This is a genomic window from Actinopolyspora lacussalsi subsp. righensis (assembly GCF_900116555.1).
GTDB lineage: Bacteria > Actinomycetota > Actinomycetes > Mycobacteriales > Pseudonocardiaceae > Actinopolyspora > Actinopolyspora lacussalsi.
Map to the genome: position 1 here is coordinate 167523 of NZ_FPAT01000009.1, position 22623 is coordinate 190145.

The following is a 22623-nucleotide window of genomic DNA, read 5'->3' on the forward strand; positions in this document are numbered from 1 at the left end:
GCCCCGGTGGCTCCACGTCGTCACCGACACGCTCAACGGCGCGCCTGCTCGACGCTCCCCCTACGGACTCTCCCGGTGGCGCTTCGAGCGGTTCCGGCGGTGGCGCGTTCCGGCTGCCCTGCCGCGACTCCGGAAAGTGGTGATGCCGTCACACGACAAACCCGCTCGAGTTCCCGACGCGGGTTTACGTAGGCTGTGAACCATGAGTACCCCCGTCCTTACCGCAGTGGCCTGGCCCTACACCAACGGGCCGCGACACATCGGTCACGTCTCCGGAATCGGTGTCCCCTCGGACGTCTTCTCGCGGTACCACCGAATGGCCGGGAACAAGGTGCTCATGGTCTCCGGCAGCGACGAGCACGGGACCCCGATCCAGGTCCAGGCGGAGAAGGAAGGCATCACCCCGCGTGAGCTGGTGGACAAGTATCACCGGGTGATCGCCGAGGACATGGGATCGCTCGGGGTAAGCTACGACCTCTACACCCGGACCACCACCGGCAATCACTACCAGGTGGTGCGGCAGATCTTCCTGGCGCTGTACCGCAACGGCTACATCATCCCCAAGACCACCACCGGAGCGGTCAGTCCCTCCACCGGCCGCACCCTGCCCGACCGCTACATCGAGGGCACCTGCCCGATCTGCGATCACGACGGTGCCCGCGGCGACCAGTGCGACAACTGCGGCAACCAGCTCGACGCGGCCGAGCTGCGCGACCCGGTCTCCCGGATCAACGGGGAAGTGCCGCGCTTCGTGGAGACCGAACACCTCTTCCTGGACCTGCCCGCCTTCACCGAGACGCTGGGCAAGTGGCTGTCCACGCGTACCGACTGGCGCTCCAACGTCCTGAACTTCACCCGCAACCTCGTGGAGGACATGCGGCCCAGGCCGATCACCCGCGATCTCGACTGGGGGGTTCCGGTCCCGCTGGAGGGCTGGGACGAGCAGTCGATGAAACGACTCTACGTCTGGTTCGACGCGGTGATCGGCTACTTCTCGGCCAGCGTCGAGTGGGCCAGGCGTTCCGGTGATCCCGAGGCGTGGCGTGCCTGGTGGAACGACCCGGAGGCGCTGCGGGTGTACTTCATGGGCAAGGACAACATCACCTTCCACGCCCAGATCTGGCCCACCCTGCTGATGGGGCACAACGGAGCCGGGGATCGCGGCGGCAACGCCGGTCCCTACGGCGAGTTGAACCTGCCCACCGAGATCGCCTCCAGCGAGTTCCTGACCATGACCGGGTCCAAGTTCTCCACTTCCCGGGGAACGGTGATCTACGTGCGTGACTTCGTGCGCGAGTTCGGGCCGGACGCGCTGCGCTACTTCATCTCGGCGGCCGGTCCCGAGACCCAGGACGTCGACTTCACCTGGGACGAGTTCGTCCGCAGGATCAACTTCGAACTCGCCAACGAGTGGGGGAACCTGGTAAACCGGGCGGTTTCGCTGGCTGCCAAGAACGTCGGCGCCGTTCCCGAACCCCGCGTTCCGGAGGCCGCCGACGAGGAGCTCAAGACGATGGCCCGCGACGCCTTCGACGTGGTCGGCGGGCACCTGCGGCGCTCCAGGTTCCGCGCCGCCACCCAGGAGGCGATGCGGGTCGTCTCGGCGGCCAACAAGTACCTGTCCGAGCAGGAACCCTGGAAGCGTAAGGACGATCCGGAACGCCGCGACACCATCCTGCACACCGCGTTGCAGCTGGTCTCGGACGCTAACACCCTGCTCACCCCGTTCCTGCCGCACTCGGCGCAGCGGGTGCACGAGCTGCTGGGCGGTACGGGAACGTGGGCGGCGCAGCCGCAGCTGCGGGAGGTCGACGACCTGGACGTGTCCGACCGTTCCTATCCGATCCTGACCGGTGACTACGGCTCCGAGCAGGCCAGCTGGGAGTCCCGGCCGATCGGGGTCGGCACACCGCTGAGCAAGCCGACGCCGCTGTTCGGCAAGCTCGACCCCGAGCTGGCCGAGACCGGACCGGAGTGGGCGCCGATCCAGAGCTGATCCGGCGGTGGACTTCCCAGTCCGGTCGTTCCCAGCCCGATCGTTCCCAGCCCGGTCGTTCCCACCGGAGCGGCCGGGCCTTTCGCCCGCGCGCCCTCGGTTCGCCGGGGGCCGGGGTGTGACGGGCGTCTCACGGGAATAATGGGCGGAGTGAGCAAGGGCGACAAACGAACCCCGCCACCGGAGCCGGAGCCGTTGCCCGCTCCGGTGGTGGACGCGCACACCCATCTCGACGCCTGTGGCGCGGTCGAGGCGGCGGATGTTCGCCGCATGGTGGACCGGGCCGAGGCCGCGGGGGTCGGCCGGGTGGTGACGGTGGCCGACGACATCGAGTCGGCGAAGTGGACGCTCTCCGCCGCGGGCTGGGACGAGCGGGTCCACGCCGCGGTCGCGCTGCACCCCACCAGGGCCAAGGACTTCGGCGAGTACGAGCGGGAAACGCTGGCCGAGCTGGTCCGTGATCCCAGGGTGGTCGCGGTCGGGGAGACCGGGCTCGACTACTACTGGGACTACTCCCCGCCGGAACCGCAGCAGGAGGCGTTCCGCTGGCACATCGACCTCGCCAAGCGGATCGGCAAGCCGCTCATGATCCACGACAGGGACGCGCACGAGGACATCCTGCGCATCCTGGACGAGGAGGGCGCTCCCGAGACGGTGATCTTCCACTGCTTCTCCGGTGACGCCGACTTCGCCCGCCGTTGCGTGGCAGCCGGTTACGTGCTCTCGTTCGCGGGTACGGCCACCTTCCGCAACGCGAACGCGCGCGGTCTCCGGGAAGCGGCGGCCCTAGTGCCGGTGGAGCAGATGCTCGTCGAGACCGACGCGCCGTTCCTGACACCGCACCCGTTTCGCGGCAGGCCCAACGAACCGTACTGCGTAAATTACACCGTTCGTGACCTTGCTGAACTGCGTGAGACGAGTGTCGCGGAACTCGCGGTCGCGCTGACGGCCACTACCGAACGAGTTTTTCAACTCGATCGTGTAGCAGCTGGCTGAGTCTCGGTAACTCTCCGGCCACCTTCTCGATCAGCCGCGGTGATGTCGGCTTGCGACCACTCCGCGTCCTCCTACCGTCCGAAGTGGAAGCCGGGATGGGGAGTTCGACGGTGCTCGCCGGTTCGATCGGCGCACCGTGAACCCCGTTCGGGGCCTTCGGCGTGAGTTCGGCCGAGCCGCTCGGGCGGGCCGCTGTCACGGGGTTCCACGGGGACGTTCCGCTGCCCGGAACCACGGCCGAGAAGGTGGTCATGAGAACTCGACACGTTCCACGCGGCGCGATCCTGTTGGCGGCGGCCCTGACCGCGAGCATGGGGGCCGGTTCCCCCGCCGCCGCGGCCGAGCACCAGCGCACCCCGGGAAAAGTGTGGGACCGGTTGGCACGGTGCGAATCGGGCGGTGACTGGCACATCAACACCGGAAACGGTTACTACGGTGGATTGCAGTTCCTGCGCAGCACCTGGGCCGCCTACGGCGGTGAGCGCTACGCGCATTATCCCCACCGAGCCGCGCGCGCCGAACAGATCGAGGTCGCGAGTCGGTTGCGCGAGGCCCGCGGCGATTACGGAGCATGGCCCTCCTGCGCCCGCCGGCTGGGATTGCCGCACTAGTGGGATGTCGCGGCGGGGCCGCGAGCCGTTCCGCGGCCCCGTGCGGGCGGGAAACCCAGTGCGGGCGGGAAACCGCTGTATGGGTAATCGATAACCCTCGATAGTGCGAGGAACCCGATACTGACGATCACGCGCGGTGTCGAGATCTGCGCGTTATGACGTGTGGCGGCCAATGGCCGAACATATTTCGGTTCGATCGTGTGAATTTCATCGATGCCCTGTGCGCTGGGGAAGTCGATTTCGTGTCGGTAACTCAGGTCACAGCGATTTCGTGATCCTTGGCAGCGCGCGGATCATCACGCTAGAGTCTCGAACTCGTAAACCGATGACCACGGTCACGGATTACGCCCGCAGTCTTCGCCGGTGTACGTCGGGGTAGCCTGCCCTCGCCGCTCGGAACACGAATTACGGGCGCGATGGTCGGCTGGCGGCGCTGGCTACGGGAGTCGGATACGGACACGAAGCACGAAGGTAACGCGCTCGCGCGTGCCGGTCGGAAGCCGAAGGGGCGGTTTCCCTCCGGACGTCTCGGGCACGTCTTTCCCGCCTTCGGGAGGTAACGACCCTGTGAACGAACGCGGCTATTTGGGTGAGCAGCCCTCGGGCCACGGGCAGCACGCCCGCCGGGAGAACACACTCGACGGGACGGACTGGTTCACCCCGGCGGTTCCCGGCGAGCGGCACACCGCCGTCGGCGTGCTGGAACCCCCCGAGGAACGGACCGGGAACATACCGCCCTACCCGGCGCAGGATCACCCGAGTTTTCCCCCGGGCGCACTGAGCATCACCCCGCAGGACCTCTACGAGATCATCGGTCCCGACGTCGAGGACCTGATGGCCGACGCCGACCTCGAGGTCGACGAGCTGATCAGGCTGCTCAACGCCGAGACGACGGTGATGCCGCCGCTGCCGTTGTCCGACTCGATCTCCTACGAGGACCTGGAAGCGCCCTCGCCGGAACTGTCCGAGGCGATCGGCACCTGGAAACGGCGTTTCCTCAAGAGCGCGGTGGCGGCCGTGATCCTGTCCATCACCGGTGCGGGCGGCGCGGCCGCCGCGATGGACAAGTCGGTCACCGTCGAGGTGGACGGCAAGGAACGCGAGGTCAGCACCTACGAGTCCACAGTGGGCGAGGTGCTCGAGGACGAGGGCATCGAGGTCGACAAGCACGACGCTCTCAGCCCCTCGCTCGGTTCCAAGGTCGAGCACGGCGAGACCATCTCGCTCGACCGCGGCAGGAAGATCGAACTCACCGTCGACGGACAGACCCGGGAGGAATGGGTTCGTTCGGTCACGGTGGGCCAGGCGCTGCGTCAGCTCGGCGTCCCCACCGACGGGGCCTCGGTCTCCGCCAAGCGCACCATGCCCGTGCCCGAGGAGGGCATGAGCCTGGAGGTCAAGACCGCCAAGTCGATCACGATCGTCGACGGCGGCGACAAGCCCAGGCAGCTGACCACCACCGCCGTCACGGTCGAGGAACTGCTCGATAAGCAGGGCCTTCGGGTCGACGAGAACGACGAGGTCACGCCCGGCTCCGGGAAGCGGATCAGCGAAGGTGCCGAGGTGCGGATCGACCGCACCGGCATCTCGACCGTCAACGTCCGGGAGAAGATCGAGCCGCCGGTCAAGGAGATCGTCGACGACTCGATGTTCAAGGGCGAGCGCAGGGTCGAAAAACAGGGCACTGCCGGGGAGAAGATCGTCTTCACCCGGGTGACCACCCGCAACGGCGAAGAGGTCAAGCGGGAGACCGTCGGCGAGAAAGTGGTCACCGAGGCCGAGCCCAAGGTCGTGCGCGTCGGTGGCAAGCAGCCGCCGAACAGCGGTGTCTGGGACAAGCTGGCCGAGTGCGAGTCGGGCGGCAACTGGCACATCAACACCGGGAACGGTTACTACGGTGGTGTCCAGTTCAACAAGTCGACCTGGGACGCCTACGGTGGCGACCAGTACGCCGCGTACCCGCACCAGGCCAGCAGGGAACAGCAGATCGCCATCGCAACCAAGTTGCGCGACGCGCGAGGGGGCTACGGAGCCTGGCCCTCCTGCTCCTCCCAGCTCGGCCTCACGTGATCGAAGTTTTCCGCTCGGGTTGCCATGGTGGTGCCGTGGCGGAACCTCCGGCGGTGCCTCGCTGCGGGTGCCCCGACATCGGGTAGGTACTACACAACGTCGGGGCCGTCCTCGCGAGGCACTCGCCGGAGAACCCGCGGCGGGGCCGACTGCGTGAGTGGTCGGGGTTCGCCCTGCGAGGGTGGTCGGGGTTCGGCACTGCGTCGAAGCGGCCCGGCGATTTCGTGGGAATTCGACGCCCACTCCTCCGCTGTGCCGCCCCGCCGTCCCGGCGATTTCGCGAGAAATCGACGCCCACCCGCCGTCCCGACGCGGTCGTGGGAATTCGGGCTGCTAGTTTCGAAGGTGTGGAGCAACAGCCGTCCGCAGTCCGCCTGCTCGGTCCGGCCGAGGTTCGAGGACTGGCCGAGCGGCTCGAATTTCGTCCCACCAAGAAACTGGGGCAGAATTTCGTACACGATCCCAACACCGTTCGGCGCATCGTCGACACCGCCGGTATCGACTCCGACGACGTGGTTCTCGAAGTGGGTCCCGGCATCGGCTCACTGACCCTGGCCCTGCTCGGAACGGCAGGCGCGGTGACCGCCGTGGAGATCGATTCCCTGCTCGCCGACCGCCTCTCGGCCACCGTCACCGAGCACGCTCCTGCGCTGGCCGAGCGACTGCGGGTGATCAACGGTGACGCGTTGCGGCTGAGCGCGGCCGAGTTCGGCGGTCCCGGACGCGCGCCGACGGCACTCGTGGCGAACCTGCCGTACAACGTGGCGGTCCCCGTGGTGCTGCGGTTGCTGGCCGAGCTGCCCTCGTTGCGGCACGGTCTGGTGATGGTGCAGGCCGAGGTGGCCGACCGGATGGCCGCCGGGCCGGGCAGTCGCCGTTACGGCGCCCCCAGCGCGAAGTGCGCCTGGTTCGCCGATGTGCGACGTGCGGGCTCGGTATCGCGCAACGTGTTCTGGCCGGTGCCGAACGTGGATTCCGGGTTGGTGGCTTTCACCCGCCACGAGCCGCCCGCCGAGATCGACCGCGACCGCGTGTTCGCCGTGGTGGAGGCGGCCTTCGCCCAGCGCCGCAAGACGCTGCGTTCCGCGCTGTCGGGTTGGGCGGGTTCGTCGGAACGCGCGGAGCGGCTGTTGCGTGCGGCCGGAGTCGATCCGGCCGCCAGGGGAGAGCAACTCCACATCACCGAGTTCGCCGCTCTGGCCGGGCTCGCGGAAACCGAAACCTGATCGACAATTCCGAGTTTCCCGCCGACCGGAGCGCACCGTCGCTCGATTCCGGCCGGGGTTTTCGTATTCGACCGGGCACTGGTTGTAACCATTCTTTTCGTTTCGTTCCGCCACTAGTGCCAGTGACGAATACTACAAACGGCGGAAAGTGACTCATATCAACTTGCGTCCAGCGGAATCGATGATGTTTACTCTTCCGCGGAGTCCATCCCGAGCGGCTGAGAGATCTGGCTCGACGAAGCCGCAGCAACCACCCGGATCGGGCAGGTGCTACCGCCAGGAACGATGGAGTTGATTTGTCTCTGAGTTCCACCGCAAGCGCCAAGACGCTGCCCGTGGCTATCCGCCTCGGCCTGACGGAGCGTCGTGTTGTCGATCTCGGGCGGCGTACCACTACCGCCTGTCGGCGCCACGTCTGATCCCGTACTGGCCCCTGGTTCCTTTCCACCCGGTCTTCGCGTGCGCCCTCGCACGTCCGCGGCCGAGGCGAGCTGAAGCGGAGTTCGATCGTGATCACAGTCGAAAACCTGACCAAGACCTTCACCCAGAGCAACACCCCCGTGGCGGCGCTCGACGACGTGAGCCTGCAGGTGCCGGACGGTTCCGTCTGCGGAGTCGTGGGGACCAGCGGTGCCGGTAAGTCCACCCTCGCGCGTTGCATCGCCCTGCTGGAGAAGCCCGACAGCGGAGCCATCCGCGTGGACGGGACCGATCTCGTCTCGCTGGAGGGCAGCAAGCTCCGCGCGGCGCGGCGCCAGATCGGTGTGGTTCCCCAGGGCGATTCGCTGTTGCGGCAGCGTACGGCGGCGGGAAACGTCGCCCTGCCGCTGGAGTCGGCGAAGGTACCCGCCGCCCAGCGCCGCGGCAGGGTCGCCGAGCTGCTCGACCTGGTGGGGCTGGCCGACAAGTCCTCGGTCTATCCGGACCACCTCTCCGGCGGGCAGCGGCAGCGGGTCGCGGTCGCGCGTGCGCTGGCGGCGAAGCCCTCGGTGCTGCTCGCCGACGAGCCGACTTCGGCGCTGGACCCCGGTACCACCGACTCGGTGTTGACCGTGCTGGAGCGCGCTCGTTCCGAGCTGGGTGTGACGGTGCTGGTGGTCACGCACGACATGGCAGTGGTTCGACGCATCGCCGACGACGTCGCCGTTCTCGAACAGGGCAGGGTGGTCGAGCACGGCAAGGTGCTGGACCTCGTTTCCGAACCGGGCAGCCGGATCGGTTCGACCCTGTTGCCCGAGACCGACCAGGCGAGCACGCTGCAGCTCGACTCCGGCGGGCACGACGTCGTCGCCGAGGTGGTGCTGGTCGGTTTCGCGGCCGTGGGTGCGTTGCTGCCCGAGGCTTCGAGCCGGTTCGGGGTGGAGCTGTCCATTCTCGGCGGTGGACTGACGCGGCTCGGGGACACGCCCGTCGCCAAATTCCGTGTCGGGCTGTCCGGTGAACGTTCCGAGTCCGCGCTGAAGTGGATGATCGAGCGCGATGCGCATGTGCGCCGCGCTCCCGTGAGCGTTGATGGAGTTGCCGCGTGAGTGACGTGACCCCCTGGTCGGAGGTCTTGGAACTGGTACGTCCCGCGACTGTCGAGACCCTCTACATGGTCTTGATGTCGACCCTGGTGGGGGTGGTCGGTGGTCTGCCGTTGGGGGTTTGGCTGCACATGACCTCACCCGTGGGGCTGACCCCCAAACCGCTGTTACACCGGGTGCTCGGCGCGATCGTGGACGTGACGCGTTCGATCCCGTTCGTGGTGCTGCTGGTGGTGGTCGGTTCGCTGACACGGCTGCTGATGGGACAGGCTTTCGGCAGCAGCGCGGCGATCGTGCCGCTTGCCATCGCCGCGGTGCCGTTCTTCGCGCGGTTGACCTCCAACGCGTTGCGCGAAGTGGATTCCGCGATCGTGGAGGCCGCGGTCACCACCGGAGCGGGCAAGTTCCGGATCGTGTGGACAGTGCTGCTCAGCGAGGCGCGAGCGGCGTTGGTCGGCGCGATCGGGGTGACCATGCTCGCGTTGATCGGCTATGCCGCTATGGCGGGTGCCATCGCGGGCGGCGGACTGGGTGCCACCGCGATCCTGGACGGTTACAACGCCTACGACGACCGTGTGCTCTACGTCTCGGTGGTGCTGCTCGGAGTCCTGGCATGGGGGATGCAGCTGATCACCGACTGGGTGACCAAGTTGGTCGACCGCAGGCGTGCCGCCACCAATGTCTGAGCCCGCCGTTCCCCGGGTGTGCGACACGGCTCCTCGGGCGTGAGACACGGCGGTTTCGCTCTTCCCGGTGAGTTCTCGCGGCCCGACAGGTCGAGCCTCCCACTGGGTGCCTTCCAACGGGAGCCTTCCACCGGATCGAAAACCGCCCGGCAGAAACCGACAGAACCGAAGAAGACGACCGGCCTCTTGTGCCGTTGCGGCGGCGAACGCCGCCGAACCGAGATCCGAAAGGACCTTCGATGCGTACCAAGCTCCTCGCCGCAGTGCTCGCCTCCTGCACACTCGCGTTAGCGGGTTGCGGCGGCGGGTCGGCCGCGCAGGACGACCCGAACGCGGCGATCAAGGTCGGCGCCACCGCGCAGCCGCACGGCGAGATCCTGCAGTTCGTCAAGGAGAACCTCGCCGCCGAACGGGACATCGAGATCGAGATCGAGACGTTCAGCGACTACAACAGACCCAACGCCGCCACGGCCAACGGCTCGCTGGACGCCAACTACTACCAGCACAAGCCGTTCCTCGAGGAGTACAAGGAGGAGCGCGGTGGTGACCTGCACTGGGTCGCCCCGGTGCACCTGGAGCCGTTGGGCATCTACTCCAAGGAGATCGACTCGCTGGACAAGGTCTCCGACGGCGCCAGCGTCATGATCCCCAACGATCCCTCCAACCGGGGGCGGGCGCTCAAACTGCTCCAGTCCAAGGGGTTGATCGAGCTCAAGCAGGGCGCGGCCGAGGAGACCGACGTCCGCGACATCGTCAACAACCCGAAGAACCTCCAGATCGAGGAGCTCAAGGCCGCCCAGATCCCGCGCTCGCTGCAGGACGTGCGGTTCGCCGTGGTCAACGGCAACTACGCGCTCAAGGCCAATCTGGACGACCCGCTGGCCCTGGAGTCGACCGAGAACAACCCCTACGTCAACGGGGTGGTCACCAACTCCGAGATGCAGGGTGACCCGCGCATCGACAAGCTCGTCGACATGCTGCGGTCCCAGGAGGTCAAGGACTTCATCAACGAGCAGTACGGCGGCAAGTCCGTCATCCCCGCGAGCTGATCGCACGACCTGCCGGACCCCGGACGACGCACACCTGAACGTGCGCGGCACGAACACGTACCCTGGGGGTGTGCTGTCCGTGGTACCGACCCCGATCACCGTCCGGGTCCCGGCGAAGGTGAACCTGCATCTCTCGGTCGGCGACAGTCGCCAGGACGGTTATCACGAGCTGGTGACCGTTTTCCAGGCGCTGTCGCTGACCGACGAGATCACGGTACGCAGTTCCGACGAGCCGGGCATCGAGGTGCACGGCGAGGGCTCGGAAAACGTGCCGTTGGATTCCGACAACCTGGCCTGGCGAGCCGTGCTCGAACTCGCCCGTGCCAGTGGCAGGGATCCCGACGAGACCGGTGTCCACATCTCGATCAACAAAGGGATACCGGTCGCGGGCGGCATGGCGGGCGGTAGTGCCGACGCCGCCGCCACGCTGTTCGCGCTGAACGCGTTGTGGAAGCTCGAACTCGGCCGTGACGAGCTCTCCGGGATAGCGGGCCGACTCGGCAGCGACGTGCCGTTCGCCCTGCAGGGTGGTACCGCGCTCGGCACCGGTCGTGGTGAGCGGCTGGTGCCCGTGCTGGCCCGACACACTTATCACTGGGTGATCGCGCTGCACGGCGAAGGACTCGGGACACCGGAGGTGTACACCGAGCTGGACCGGTTGCGGCGCAACTCGGACAACCGCGTGGGCGAGGTCGAACCGCTGCTGGAGGCGTTCGCCTCGGGCGATCCCCGCGAACTCGCCCTGCTGCTGGGCAACGATCTGCAGGCCGCGGCGGTCTCGCTGCGTCCGGGACTGCGGCGGACGCTGCGTGCCGGGGTGGACGCGGGAGCCCTGGCCGGAATCGTGTCCGGCTCCGGGCCCACCTGCGCCTTCCTGTGTACCGACGGGGACGAGGCGGTGCGCATCGCCGCCGAGCTCTCCGGGGCCGGGGTCTGCCGGACCGTGCGAGTGGCGCAGGGACCCGTTCCGGGAGCACGGCTGGTCGGCGACGAGCACGTCGATCGCCCACCCACTCCGCCGCAGGTGCACGCGTGAATCCGGGTCGGGCGTGACGCCGACCGTGGCCGCGAAGCGGTCACGGGATCCCGGCCGCCGGTGGGCCCGTCAGCGCACCGATCCAACCGCGCACCGACCCGCCCGCGCAATGAAATCGATGGTCCGGACCCGCAACGTCCGCGGCCTGTTCCGCGCATACTCGAAGTCGACGGAGTGACCAACACTCGATGGCCAACCTGATCAACCTGGAATCGGTCGAGAAGAGCCACGGGGTCCGGCCGCTGCTGGACGGGGTCTCGCTCGGCGTGACCGAGACCGACCGCATCGGGGTCGTCGGACTCAACGGCGGCGGCAAGACGACCCTGCTGGAGATACTGACCGGCATCGAAGAACCCGACGCCGGACGGGTCAACCACACCCGCGACCTGCGCAGCGCGGTCGTGACGCAGCGCACCGAGCTGCCCACCGACGCGACGGTGCGCAACGCGGTACTGGACCCGCAGGGCTTCACCGCCGAGCACGAGTGGGCCGCCGATCCCAAGGTGCGCTCCGTGCTCAACGGGCTCGGCATCACCGGGCTCGGCCTGGACAACAGGGTCGCCGAGTTCTCCGGTGGGGAGCGCCGCCGGGTCGCGCTGGCCGCCGCACTGGTGCGCGAGCTCGACCTGCTCGTGCTGGACGAGCCGACCAACCACCTCGACGTCGAAGGGGTGCGCTGGCTGGCCGACCACCTGCTGTCGCGGCGTTGCGCACTGGTGATCGTCACCCACGACCGCTGGTTCCTCGACGAGGTGTGCAACCGCACCTGGGAGGTCGTGGACGGCCGGGTGGAGCAGTACGAGGGTGGTTACGCCGACTGGGTCTACGCCAGGGCCGAGCGGGCCAGGATCGCGCAGCAGACCGAGGAGAAGCGCCGCAACCTGGCGCGCAAGGAACTCGCCTGGCTGCAACGCGGCGCCAAGGCCCGGACCTCCAAGCCCAAGTTCCGGGTGGAAGCGGCCGAGGCCCTGATCTCCGACGTCCCCGAACCCAGGGACACCGTGGAGCTCGTCTCGTTCGCCAAGCGCCGGTTGGGAAACACGGTCGTCGAGCTGGAGGACGTCGACCTCCGGGTCGCCGAGCGCAAGCTGCTGGACAACGTGACCTGGCGACTCGGACCGGGCGATCGGATCGGTCTGGTCGGGGTGAACGGTTCCGGCAAGACGACGCTGCTGCGGTTGCTGGCAGGGGAGCGGGAACCGGACGGTGGCAAGCGGGTCGAGGGCAAGACGGTCCGGCTGGCCCACCTCACCCAGGAGCTGCACGACCTGCCCGGTAAGTGGCGCGTGCTGGAGGCCATCGAGGACGTCGCCAAACAGGTCACGCTCGGCAAGTACGAACTGACCGCCTCCCAGCTGGGCGAGCGGTTCGGCTTCGGCAAGGGCAGGCAATGGACCAGGGTCGAGGACCTCTCCGGCGGTGAGCGCCGCAGGTTGCAGCTGGCGAGGCTGTTGATGGACGAGCCCAACGTGCTCGTGCTCGACGAGCCCACCAACGATCTCGACATCGACACCCTGCAGCAGCTGGAGGACCTGCTGGACGGCTGGCCCGGCACCTTGGTGGTGGTCTCGCACGATCGCTACCTGGTGGAACGGGTCTGCGACAACGTGGTCGCGCTGTTCGGCGACGGCAACATCACCCACCTGCCGGGTGGGATCGACGAGTACCTGAACAGGCGACGCTCGCTGCTGGAGGGCGGGGACCAGGCGCTCGGCAAGCAGCAGCAGGACTCCGGCGGCTCCACGGGGGCCGCGCAGGGCGGGAAGGCCAAGTCGAACGGGCTGTCCGGTGCGGAGGACCGCGCCGCGCGCAAGGAGCTCTCCCGGCTGGAACGCCAGCTCGACAAGCTCTCCGGGCGCGAGGAGGAACTGCACAGCCAGCTCGCCGAGGCCGCCACCGAACCGGAGCGGTTGCAGCAGCTGAATTCGCAGCTTCGGGAGCTGCGGGAGCAGAAGGACGACATCGAGTCCCGCTGGATGGAGCTGGCCGACAGCCTGGAGTGAACCGGGCACGGCGATTTCGCGAGAAATCGACGCCGCGAGGACGGTGCCGGTCCGTCGATTTCGCGAGAAATCGACGCTCACCTCGCGGCGGCAGCGGGAATGGGCAGCGGTAGCGGGGATGGACGGTGTTTCGCAGCGCGATCCACCGACGGAGGTAACGAGATCCGTTCCGGCGCGAAGTAGACTGGAAGTGTGAGCCACTTCACGAAAATGGTGGCCGCCGCGGCCGCCGCGGATCACGGTCCCGGCACTCGCGGCCTGGTCACCGGTGAGCCGGACGCGCCCCGCTGCCGGAGCTGGTGGCAGGTGCGCGAGTGCGCGTTGCGGATGTCGGCCGCGCTGCGTTCCGCCGCGGAGTTCCCGCCGGTGCGCCGTGGTGACGCGGTGGCGGTCCTCGCCGCGAGACCGGACTTCGTGGTCCCCGCGGTGCAGGCGGTCTGGCTGGCGGGTGCTTCGGTGACGATGCTGCACCAGCCCACGCCGCGCACCGATCTCGAGGTCTGGGCCGCCGACACACTGCGCGTCACCCGGATGATCGATGCCAGGCTGGTGCTGCTCGGCGAGCCGTTCCGCGAGTTCGCCCCGGTGCTGGCCGAGCAGGGCATCCGGTTCCGCGAACTGGACGAGCTCTCGCGGGCGGACACCACGCCGACCGAGGAGGTCCCCACCGGCGAGGACGACCTCGCGCTGCTGCAATTGACCAGCGGCTCCTCGGCAGAGCCCAAGGCGGTGCGGATCACGCACGGCAATCTCCACCACAACACCCGCGCGATCACGGCCGCCGCACGGTTGTCCCCCGAGCACGACGTGGCGGTCTCGTGGCTGCCGCTGTTCCACGACATGGGCATGGTCGGTTGTCTGGCCGTGCCGATGGCCCTGGGCATGCGGCTGGTCAAGGTCACCCCGGCCGACTTCCTGGCGCGGCCCTCGCTGTGGCCGGATCTGATCGGGCGGTACGGCGGAACCGTCACCGCCGCGCCGAACTTCGCCTACGCCATCGCGGCACGTGGCATGGAACGAGCCGAGCAGGGTGAGTTCGACCTGTCCACGCTGCGGTTCGTCCTCAACGGTGCCGAGCCGGTGGATCCCGACACGGTGGAGCGGTTCCTCGCCGCGGGAGCCGGATTCGGGCTGCGGCCGGAAAGCGTCGTGTGCGCCTTCGGCATGGCCGAGGCGACCCTGGCCGTCTCGTTCGCGCCCGCCGACACCGGTATGAGCGTGGACACCGTGGACCCGGAGGAGCTCCGGTCGCGTCGGCGGGCCGTTCCCACCGACGCGGGAACGGCCGGGGTACGCGGGTTCGCGAAACTCGGCCCCCCGCTTCCCGGGATGGAGGTCGTGGTGGTCGACGAGTCCTGTTCGCCGCTGCCGGAACGCAGCGTGGGTGGTCTGCTGATCCGTGGTGCCGCCGTGACACCCGGGTACCTGATGGTGCACGGGCCGGTAGCGGCCACCGACGAGACCGGTTGGCTGGACACCGGTGACGAGGGCTACCTGGTGGACGGGCAGCTGGTGGTGTGCGGGCGCCGCAAGGAAGTGATCGTGCTCGGTGGTCGCAACGTGCATCCCGCCGACATCGAGCGGGCCGCCTGCGCGGTCCCCGGTGTGCGTGCCGGAAACGCCGCTGCCGTGCGCAGGGACGCCGATACGCGCCGCGAGCACTTCGCGGTGATCGTGGAGTCCCGTTCCGCGGGCGACGAGACCGAGGAACGCCGGCTGCGCAAGGAGGTCGCCGCGAAGATATTCGGCGAGGTGGGTGCGCGTCCTTCCACAGTGCTGGTGGTCGCGCCGGGCTCGCTGCCCAAGACGCCCTCCGGCAAACTCCGGCGCGGTGCCGGTGCCGAGCTGCTGTCCTGACCCTCTCGGTGGTGCCCTCCCCGCAGGCGGAACCGATCGGCCGAGTCCCACTCGGACGGAGCGCGACTCGCGTCTGCCGCACGGTCTACCGTCGTGTGCTTCGGTGGCGGTGGGTGCGGACGGCGGTGTGCACGATGACCGCTACCGTCGCTGTGAAAAGCAGCAGGGTAGCGGCGTTGAGTTGCCAGGGCACCAGGCCCATGGTGTGCCCGTCGGGCCACACGCAGTGTGTGGTGACCGGGTAGTCGAACAAGGAACTGCTCTCGATGCGGACACCGGGTGTCGGCTCCCACGCGGTCGGTTCGCACACGTCTTCCGGCTGGTTGGCGATGCCGGACCACAGCGCGGCGGTGTGGGCGTCCAGCGTCGCCAGCAGCAGCCAGCCCACGAGCTCGACCCTCACCCCGCTGGATCCGCGTCGCGCGAGCGAGACTCGTCCCGTCGCGAGCCAGTGCAGGAACTTGCCGAGGACCAACCAAGGAGTGCCGCCCAGCAGCAGTGTGGCGAGCTCGCTCGCGAGGTCTTCCACGGTTGGACGCCGCTCCTTGATCGACGCACCGGCTCATCGGTCTTCCGAACCGAGGTGCGAGTCGGGAATCGGGACGGCCCGGTCGCGCGCTACGGAGATCCCGTCCCGGGCGGATCTAGTCCGGGAGGTCCCGATACGCACGTCGGCCCGATCTCCACGGTACGGCAGGAGATCGGGCCACCGTGTGATGTGAGGGTCAGAGAACATCGATCGTCACGGGGAGGTCGAGAATACGGCCTATCGTTGTACTCGAGTCGTCCTCCGGAACGAGCTCGACGGGTTCCCGCGGTTCGTACTTCGCACCCCTGGGCGGGAAACTCTCGAGCCGGCCGACCAGTTCGATCGGCTTCTTCGTGGTCAGGACAAGAGGTTCTTGCCGTGTTCCACGAGGATCCACCTGCTCCCGCAGGCCTTCGGGCGGGTTCTCGATCGAGATCTCCAAGCCGGTGACCAGGGGCTGCACGAACCTCGGCGGGAATTGCCGGATCATGGTCAGTGAACTGTTCGCGTCGGTGTTCTGTTCGACGCGAACCCGTCCGAGATCCCGCTGGGTCGGAGAACTCCGCCGGGGAGATGCGTCTTCAGGGGAAATCGAGTGTGCTTTCAGGTTTCTGATATCGATGGAAGTGGTCTGTCCCGGTGTCAGCGGGAGCTCGCCTTCCATGATCACCGAGCCCGTCAGCGGAATCACGAAGTTCCCGTCACCCAGCTTGAGCTCCATACCGGATGAAGCGAAGGCAAGCTCCTCGATACCCTTCGTCGAGCTCGACTCCTCCACCTGCGAGGTCGCCGGGGACGTGGCCAGTGCCGCCGGTACGGCCGGTGTGACGGTCAGGGCGACCACCCCGGTCACGCCGATGACGGCGCGGCGAAACACACGACGATTCCACAACACGATTTGTCCTCACATTCGAGTCCGAACGGTGCCTGTGACGACCGAGACCTTGGTGAGGGCGTGATGCTCCCGCAAACAGTGGTCCACTATCGAGAACCATCGTGACCCTTCCCGGTCAATGGTGATCACATCCCGGAACAGGAGTTACACCGTCCGAACTATGTCTGTTCGACGAGGTGAGGTTCGGTTCGCTCGGACGATCCGAAACGGCTCCGCGAGGGGTGTGAATTTCTCGCGAAATCGTCGTCCGGCTCGGTGAGAATGGTGGTTGTCCCTACGGGTGGCGTCGATTTCTCGCGAAATGTGCGTGGCCGGATCGCACGGCGGGGTAGCCCGGCAGCGCGATCGGGACAGCGGCAGCGCGATCGGGACCCCGTCAGTGGAACTCGTTCTGCGCGGCCTCCAGGCCCTTGGCCGCCAGTGTCGACACCGCGTCGGCGCAGCGATCGACGAAGAACCCGAGTTCGGAACGCTCGGTGCGCGAGAAGTCGCGCAGCACGTAGTCGGCCGGATCCATCCGCCCCGGCGGGCGGTCCACCCCGAACCGCACCCGCAGATAGTCGCGAGTGCCGAGCGACTTGCTGATGGAGCGGAGCCCGTTGTGGCCGTTCTCGCCGCCGCCCCGCTTCAGTCGGACGGTGCCGTATGCGAGGTCCAGCTCGTCGTGGATCACGATCACCGACTCCGGAGCGATCTTGTAGAACCGGGCGGCTCCCGCCACGGGGCCGCCGGACAGGTTCATCAGTGAGCGGGACTTGGCCAGCGCGACACGGGTACCGTCCAGTCTGCCCTCGGCGATGTCGGCCCCGGACTTGTGCCGTTTGAACTTGCCACCGACGCGTTCGGCCAGCTCGTCGGCCACCAGGAATCCCACGTTGTGTCGGTTGCCCGCGTAGCGAGGTCCCGGATTCCCCAGCCCGACGATCAGTGCGAGTCGGTCCGCGTCTTCACTGTCCCGTGTACTCACGACATCCTCGGATCAGCCGGTACCAGAGGGTGTGGCCACGCGAGTCGATCCGTGCGGCCACACCCGTTGTTCCGGTGGAACTTTGTCACGCCTCGACAGGCCCGTCGAGAACGGCCTCTCACAGCCTGGCCGCGGCGAGAGCCGTGCGAGAGGTTCCGCCACGTAAGCGGCCGCGAAGGCCGAGCTGAGGAAGCGTCACCAAAAGGCGATCACTGGCTCGCGGTCTCCTCTTCGGAAGCCTCCTCGACGACCCCGGCACCGCTGGTGTCGATCTCCGACTCCATCTCGGCCTCGGTCGGGGCCTCGGAGATGTTTACGACCAGGACGTCCTCGCTGCTCTGCAGCGTGGCGCCGCGCGGCAGGGTCACGTCCGGGGCGTGGATCTGGGTGCCGGCCTCGACACCCTGGATCGAGATCTCCAGCTGCTCCGGGATGTGGGTGGCCTCGACCTCGAGCTGGATCTCGTTCGCGTCCTGGGCGACCAGGGTTCCGGGAGCGGCCTCACCGGTGACCACGACCGGCACGTTGACGGTGACCTTCTCGCCGCGCTTGACCAGCAGCAGGTCCACGTGCTCGATGTAGTTCTTGGTCGGGTGAGTGGTGATCTCCTTGCACAGGGCGAGCTCGCTCTTGCCGCCCGTCACATCGAGGGTCAGCACGGCGTTGCGGCCGTTCTCGCGGACCACGCGGGCGAAATCCACGGTGGGCAGCGAGAGGTGCTTCGGGTCGGAACCGTGGCCGTAGAGCACCGCGGGGATCTTGCCCGCCCGGCGGTACCTGCGGGCGGCTCCCTTGCCGAACTCGTTGCGCTGTTCCGCTGCGAGACGTACTTCGGACACGGTGACGTACTCCTTGGCTCAGGGATGGTGTGCATCAGTCGCTGTCCTGCGGCGGCGCGACGCGCGACTGGTCTGGCGGTCGGGGCGCCGAACGCTCTGCCGAAACCCTGGGAGCCGGAGCGGTGCACCGGTGCGCCACCGGTGACCACCAGCCGCCACGCCGATAACGCCGAGTTCTGGGACCCGACCTCGCCGAGGCAACCAGGCCATTGTATGCGGCGACCGTTCCGGCTGGTTAACCGGCCGGGGGTGAAGCACCCGGGGTGGATCCGAACAGGCTTCGCTGTCAACGTCTTTCCTGCCCGCCCGCGCGATACTAGGTTGGCTCGCATGACTGCCGAGATCACCGCGAGTGAGCCAGCGAGCACGGACTGGCGCAGCAGGCTCCGGCGCGTCGGGCCGGGCATCATGGCAGCCGCCACCGGCGTCGGGGCGGGTGACCTGGTCGCCACACTGGTGGCGGGATCCCGCTTCGGGTACGCGCTGTTCTGGGCGATCCTGCTCGGCACCGTTTTCAAGATGGGGATCGGCGAGGCGGTGGGACGCTGGCACCTCGGGTCCGGCAGCACCATTCTCGCCGGTTGGCGCTCGCTCGGACGCTGGGCCACCGGGTTCTTCGGCGTCTACATCGTGCTGTGGGGCTTCGTCTACGGCGCTACCGCCATGTCGGCCACCGGCCTGCCGCTGAACGCGCTGTTCCCGGCGCTGTCCGTGCGCTACTGGGGGATGATCTGCGGTGTGGTCGGCCTGGTGCTGGTGTGGCTGGGCCGGTACCGGCTGCTGGAACGGCTGATGACGATCCTGGTCGGCGTCATGTTCGTGGCCGTGGTGGGGACCGCGGTGCTGGTCGGACCGAATCTCGTCGCGCTCGGCGGCGGGATCGTCCCCCGGCTACCGGAGGGGTCACTGGCCTATGTGCTGGGCCTGATGGGAGGTGTCGGCGGCACGATCACGATGGCCGCCTACGGTTACTGGACCATGGCGAAGGGGTGGCGAACCCCGCGTTGGATCCCGTTCATGCGCACCGACAACGCGGTCGGCTACATCACCACCGGCGTCTTCGTGGTGGCGATGCTGATCGTGGGATCCGAACTGCTGCTGGGGCAGGGCATGGCCGATGGTGACCGCGGCCTGCTCGAACTCGGGCAGCGACTGGCCGCGGATTACGGGCAGTGGGCGCGGCTGCCGTTCCTGGTCGGATTCCTGGCGGTGACGTTCACATCCCTGCTGGGTGTGTGGAACGGGGTGAGCCTGCTGTTCGCCGACTGGTGGCGTACTTGGTGGTCACGCGGGGAAACCGGTTCGGATCCCGGGAGCACGGTGGGGATGCGCAGTTGGCCGTTCCGCGGGTACGTGCTGTGGTTGACCGTTCCCCCGATGTCGTTGTTGTTCCTGGACAAGCCGTTCCAGCTCACCATCGCCTACGGGGTGCTGGGCGCGCTGTTCATGCCGTTCCTGGCCGGGACGCTGCTGGTGCTGCTGAACTCGGGGCGGATGCCGGCCGCCCACCGCTCGCGGTGGTTGTCCAACACGGTGTTGGCACTGTGCCTGGTGCTGTTCGTCGTGCTGGCCCTGGACAAGCTGATCGGCTACGTCTCCTGACAGGACCTTGTCGACTCGGTCGTCCACCGTGCTCGGGGCGCGTCAATTTCTCGCGAAATCGCCGCGCCCCCGGCCGCTAAGGGGTGGCCGCGCAGGGGGTTCACGCAGGGGGGCCGCTCAGGCCTGGCCGTTGAACAGCCCGGTCACCGAGCCGTCCTCGAACACCTGGTGCACCGCCTTGGCGATCAGCGGAGCGATAGAGAGCACCGTGAGCTTCTCGAACCGCTTCTCCTCGGGGATCGGCAGGGTGTTGGTCAGCACCACCTGCTTGGCTCCGCTGTTGGAGAGCCGTTCCACGGCCGGGCCGGACAGCACGCCGTGCGTCGCGGCGATGATCACGTCCTTGGCGCCGGCTTCCAGCAGCTGTTCGGTGGCCTTCACGATCGTCCCGCCGGTGTCGATCATGTCGTCGACCAGCACGCACAGCCGGTTCTCCACGTCGCCCACCACGCGGTTGGCCACCACCTCGTTGGGCTTGGTCGGGTCGCGGGTCTTGTGGATGAAGGCCAGCGGCGTACCCCCCAGGTTGTCCGCCCACTTCTCGGCCACGCGCACCCGGCCGGAGTCCGGGGAGACGACCGTGATCCGTTCCTCGGAGTAGGCGTCCCTGACGTAGTCGGAGAGCACGGTCTGGGCCAGCAGGTGGTCCACCGGGCCGTCGAAGAAGCCCTGGATCTGGTCGGTGTGCAGGTCCACGGTCAGGATGCGGTCGGCACCGGCGGTCTTGAACAGATCGGCCATCAACCGTGCCGAGATGGGCTCGCGGCCCTTGTGCTTCTTGTCCTGCCTGGCGTAGCCGTAGAACGGCAGGACCACCGTGATGCGCTTGGCGCTACCGCGCTTGAGCGCGTCCACCATGACCAGCTGCTCCATCACGGCCTCGTTGATGGGGCTGCTGTGCGACTGGATCACGAACGCGTCGCAACCGCGTACCGACTCGTCGTAGCGGACGAATATCTCGCCGTTGGCGAACTCGTAGGCCGCCTGCGGTGTGACCGTAACGTCCAGATGCTTGGCGACCTCCTCGGCCAATTCCGGATGACTGCGGCCGGAAAAGAGTTTGAGGCTTTTCTTCGGAGTCGCGGACATCGCACTCACGGTCATCGTCCCCTCCCGTTGACGGCTGGAAAGCTCGAGTGTCACTCGTCGTTCTCGGTGGAGTTCTCACGGTCGGCCAGCGCACGCTGGGCGGCCTCGTCGGCGGCTGTGCCGGGACGTCGTTTGGCGACCCAGCCTTCGATGTTGCGTTGTTTCCCCCGGGCGACCGCCATCGCACCAGGGGGAACATCATCAGTGATGACCGAGCCCGCGGCGGTGTAGGCGCCGTCGTCGACCCGAACAGGAGCCACGAACATGTTGTCGGCACCAGTACGTGCGTGGGAGCCGATTACCGTGTGGTGTTTGGCCACGCCGTCGTAGTTGACGAAAACCGTGGCGGCTCCGATATTACTGTGCGTGCCAACAGTGGCGTCCCCGACGTAGCTCAGGTGGGGAACCTTGGTCCCCGTGCCGATGTCGGCGTTCTTCACCTCGACGAAAGTACCTACCTTGCCGTTCTCGCCGAGACGGGTGCCCGAACGGAGATAGGCGAACGGCCCCACCGAGGCCCCGGCCGCGACCTCGGCGTGCTCGCCGTGGGTGGACACGACCTCGGCGCCCGCGCCGATCGAGCAGGCGGTCAGCGTCGTCTCCGGGCCGATGCTCGCGCCGTCCTCCACGGTAGTGCCCGCACGCAGCCGTACGTTCGGTTCCAGCACGACGTCCCGGCCGAGCCGCACGTCGCAGTCCAACCACACACTGTTCGGATCCGTGATCGTGACACCCTCGCGCATCCAGTGCAGCAGCATCCTGCGGTTGAGCTCGGCCCCCACCGAGGCGAGCTGGACGCGGTCGTTGACCCCCTCGACCAGCCAGTTGTCCGAGCACACCAGTGCGCCCACACCGAGACCCTCGCCGCGGGCTATCGCCACCACGTCGGTGAGATACAGCTCACCTTGTGAATTGTCCGTGGAGAGCCGCCGCAGCGCGGTGTCGAGGAAACGCGCGTCGAAGGCGTAGACCCCGGAATTGATCTCGTCGATCGCGGCCTGCTCGGGCGTGGCGTCCTTCTGCTCCACAATGGAGGTGACCTCGCCCGCGGCGTCGCGCACGATCCGGCCGTAACCCGCCGGATGCTCCACCACGGCGGTCAACAGGGTCACCGCGTTGCCGGATCGGCGGTGTTCACGCAGCAGCGCCCGCATCGTGGCGGAATCGAGCAGCGGAATATCACCGTAGGTGACCAGCACGGTCCCGGCGGATTCCCGTTGCTCTCGGCCACAGCGCACCGCGTGGCCGGTGCCGAGCTGTTCCCGCTGCACCACCGTCTCGATGCGGCGACCGAGTCCGTCCTGCAACGCTGCGAGATGTTCGTCGACGGCTTGCCTGCCGTGCCCGATGACCACACTCAACTCGTCCGGCTCCGCGCCCGCCGCGGCGCGGACGGAATGCTCGAGCAGCGGTCTGCCCGCGATCCGGTGCAGCACCTTCGGAGTCGCGGATTTCATTCGAGTGCCTTCGCCCGCGGCCAGCACGAGCACACTCACGGGGTCGGAGGACATGCCGTCCGAAGGCGGCTGGGCCGAAACGCCCTCGAGCATCGATGCTCTCCCTCGGAGTCCAGCGGTTTCGACGCCGACTCACCGCCACCCGTGGTTACTGCCGGACTCCGCGAGACCGAACCCGTAGCAGTCCCG

At 67.8% G+C, this 22623-nt stretch carries 18 protein-coding genes and 1 riboswitch; of the genes, 12 read left to right on the forward strand and 6 right to left on the reverse strand.

Annotated elements, in window-relative coordinates; all coding sequences use genetic code 11:
• Positions 1 to 202: 202 nt before the first annotated feature.
• The 11 genes from metG to BM394_RS16675 all read left to right on the forward strand — a co-directional run bounded on the left by metG (position 203) and on the right by BM394_RS16675 (position 15056).
• Positions 203 to 1996, forward strand: a complete 1794-nt coding sequence (gene metG / locus BM394_RS16625; protein ID WP_092979544.1) for a methionine--tRNA ligase — start codon at positions 203 to 205, stop codon at positions 1994 to 1996.
• Between the two features lie 150 nt (positions 1997 to 2146).
• Positions 2147 to 2992 carry a TatD family hydrolase gene (locus BM394_RS16630; RefSeq protein ID WP_092979598.1) on the forward strand — a complete coding sequence of 282 codons (846 nt, stop codon included), beginning with the start codon at positions 2147 to 2149 and terminating at the stop codon, positions 2990 to 2992.
• 251 nt (positions 2993 to 3243) lie between these two features.
• Positions 3244 to 3603 carry a transglycosylase family protein gene (locus BM394_RS16635; protein WP_092979599.1) on the forward strand — a complete coding sequence of 120 codons (360 nt, stop codon included), beginning with the start codon at positions 3244 to 3246 and terminating at the stop codon, positions 3601 to 3603.
• A 567-nt stretch (positions 3604 to 4170) separates the two neighbouring features.
• Complete coding sequence (locus tag BM394_RS23545; protein ID WP_092979545.1) at positions 4171 to 5673, forward strand: resuscitation-promoting factor; 1503 nt, start codon at positions 4171 to 4173, stop codon at positions 5671 to 5673.
• 347 nt (positions 5674 to 6020) lie between these two features.
• Positions 6021 to 6899: a 16S rRNA (adenine(1518)-N(6)/adenine(1519)-N(6))-dimethyltransferase RsmA gene (rsmA, locus tag BM394_RS16645; RefSeq protein ID WP_092979546.1), complete on the forward strand. Its 879-nt coding sequence runs from the start codon at positions 6021 to 6023 to the stop codon at positions 6897 to 6899.
• Between the two features lie 202 nt (positions 6900 to 7101).
• A riboswitch (SAM riboswitch) is annotated at positions 7102 to 7191 on the forward strand.
• Between the two features lie 217 nt (positions 7192 to 7408).
• Positions 7409 to 8428: a methionine ABC transporter ATP-binding protein gene (locus BM394_RS16650; RefSeq protein ID WP_092979547.1), complete on the forward strand. Its 1020-nt coding sequence runs from the start codon at positions 7409 to 7411 to the stop codon at positions 8426 to 8428.
• Positions 8425 to 9111 (forward strand): methionine ABC transporter permease, encoded by a 687-nt coding sequence (locus BM394_RS16655; protein WP_092979548.1) that lies wholly within the window; start codon positions 8425 to 8427, stop codon positions 9109 to 9111. The genes BM394_RS16650 and BM394_RS16655 overlap by 4 nt, the downstream gene beginning before the upstream one ends.
• 239 nt (positions 9112 to 9350) lie before the next feature.
• The gene (locus BM394_RS16660; protein WP_092979549.1) at positions 9351 to 10160 is read left to right on the forward strand and encodes a MetQ/NlpA family ABC transporter substrate-binding protein; all 810 of its coding nucleotides are present in this window, start codon (positions 9351 to 9353) and stop codon (positions 10158 to 10160) included.
• 79 nt (positions 10161 to 10239) lie between these two features.
• Positions 10240 to 11196 carry a 4-(cytidine 5'-diphospho)-2-C-methyl-D-erythritol kinase gene (locus tag BM394_RS16665; RefSeq protein WP_175530137.1) on the forward strand — a complete coding sequence of 319 codons (957 nt, stop codon included), beginning with the start codon at positions 10240 to 10242 and terminating at the stop codon, positions 11194 to 11196.
• A gap of 188 nt (positions 11197 to 11384) precedes the next feature.
• Positions 11385 to 13199, forward strand: coding sequence for an ABC-F family ATP-binding cassette domain-containing protein (locus tag BM394_RS16670; RefSeq protein ID WP_092979551.1), 1815 nt, complete (start codon positions 11385 to 11387; stop codon positions 13197 to 13199).
• 192 nt (positions 13200 to 13391) lie between these two features.
• Positions 13392 to 15056 carry a fatty acyl-AMP ligase gene (locus BM394_RS16675; protein ID WP_217643549.1) on the forward strand — a complete coding sequence of 555 codons (1665 nt, stop codon included), beginning with the start codon at positions 13392 to 13394 and terminating at the stop codon, positions 15054 to 15056.
• 85 nt (positions 15057 to 15141) lie between these two features.
• Here the strand turns inward: BM394_RS16675 and BM394_RS16680 are convergent, their stop codons facing one another.
• The 4 genes from BM394_RS16680 to BM394_RS16695 all read right to left on the reverse strand — a co-directional run bounded on the left by BM394_RS16680 (position 15142) and on the right by BM394_RS16695 (position 18286).
• Positions 15142 to 15585 carry a hypothetical protein gene (locus tag BM394_RS16680; protein WP_092979553.1) on the reverse strand — a complete coding sequence of 148 codons (444 nt, stop codon included), beginning with the start codon at positions 15583 to 15585 and terminating at the stop codon, positions 15142 to 15144.
• 196 nt (positions 15586 to 15781) lie between these two features.
• Positions 15782 to 16438 carry a hypothetical protein gene (locus BM394_RS16685; RefSeq protein ID WP_175530130.1) on the reverse strand — a complete coding sequence of 219 codons (657 nt, stop codon included), beginning with the start codon at positions 16436 to 16438 and terminating at the stop codon, positions 15782 to 15784.
• 418 nt (positions 16439 to 16856) lie between these two features.
• Entirely contained in the window at positions 16857 to 17447 is a 591-nt protein-coding gene (pth, locus tag BM394_RS16690; RefSeq protein ID WP_092979555.1) for an aminoacyl-tRNA hydrolase, read from the reverse strand.
• Between the two features lie 209 nt (positions 17448 to 17656).
• Positions 17657 to 18286: a 50S ribosomal protein L25/general stress protein Ctc gene (locus BM394_RS16695; RefSeq protein WP_092979556.1), complete on the reverse strand. Its 630-nt coding sequence runs from the start codon at positions 18284 to 18286 to the stop codon at positions 17657 to 17659.
• Between the two features lie 330 nt (positions 18287 to 18616).
• Here BM394_RS16695 and BM394_RS16700 point away from each other — a divergent pair, with 330 nt between their 5' ends.
• Entirely contained in the window at positions 18617 to 19888 is a 1272-nt protein-coding gene (locus BM394_RS16700; RefSeq protein ID WP_092979557.1) for an Nramp family divalent metal transporter, read from the forward strand.
• A 117-nt stretch (positions 19889 to 20005) separates the two neighbouring features.
• Here BM394_RS16700 and BM394_RS16705 read toward each other — a convergent pair whose 3' ends face one another.
• Entirely contained in the window at positions 20006 to 20992 is a 987-nt protein-coding gene (locus BM394_RS16705) for a ribose-phosphate diphosphokinase (RefSeq protein ID WP_092923291.1), read from the reverse strand.
• A gap of 35 nt (positions 20993 to 21027) precedes the next feature.
• Entirely contained in the window at positions 21028 to 22527 is a 1500-nt protein-coding gene (gene glmU, locus BM394_RS16710) for a bifunctional UDP-N-acetylglucosamine diphosphorylase/glucosamine-1-phosphate N-acetyltransferase GlmU (protein ID WP_092979558.1), read from the reverse strand.
• Between the last annotated feature and the right edge of the window lie 96 nt (positions 22528 to 22623).

Bases quoted from the DNA above. Each gene is read 5' to 3' on its own strand.
- BM394_RS16635 (WP_092979599.1), top strand. From the start codon at position 3,244: ATGAGAACTCGACACGTTCCACGCGGCGCGATCCTGTTGGCGGCGGCC.
- BM394_RS16660 (WP_092979549.1), top strand. From the start codon at position 9,351: ATGCGTACCAAGCTCCTCGCCGCAGTGCTCGCCTCCTGCACACTCGCG.
- glmU (WP_092979558.1), bottom strand. From the start codon at position 22,527: ATGCTCGAGGGCGTTTCGGCCCAGCCGCCTTCGGACGGCATGTCCTCC.
- metG (WP_092979544.1), top strand. From the start codon at position 203: ATGAGTACCCCCGTCCTTACCGCAGTGGCCTGGCCCTACACCAACGGG.
- BM394_RS16705 (WP_092923291.1), bottom strand. From the start codon at position 20,992: ATGACCGTGAGTGCGATGTCCGCGACTCCGAAGAAAAGCCTCAAACTC.
- BM394_RS16700 (WP_092979557.1), top strand. From the start codon at position 18,617: ATGACTGCCGAGATCACCGCGAGTGAGCCAGCGAGCACGGACTGGCGC.
- BM394_RS16670 (WP_092979551.1), top strand. From the start codon at position 11,385: ATGGCCAACCTGATCAACCTGGAATCGGTCGAGAAGAGCCACGGGGTC.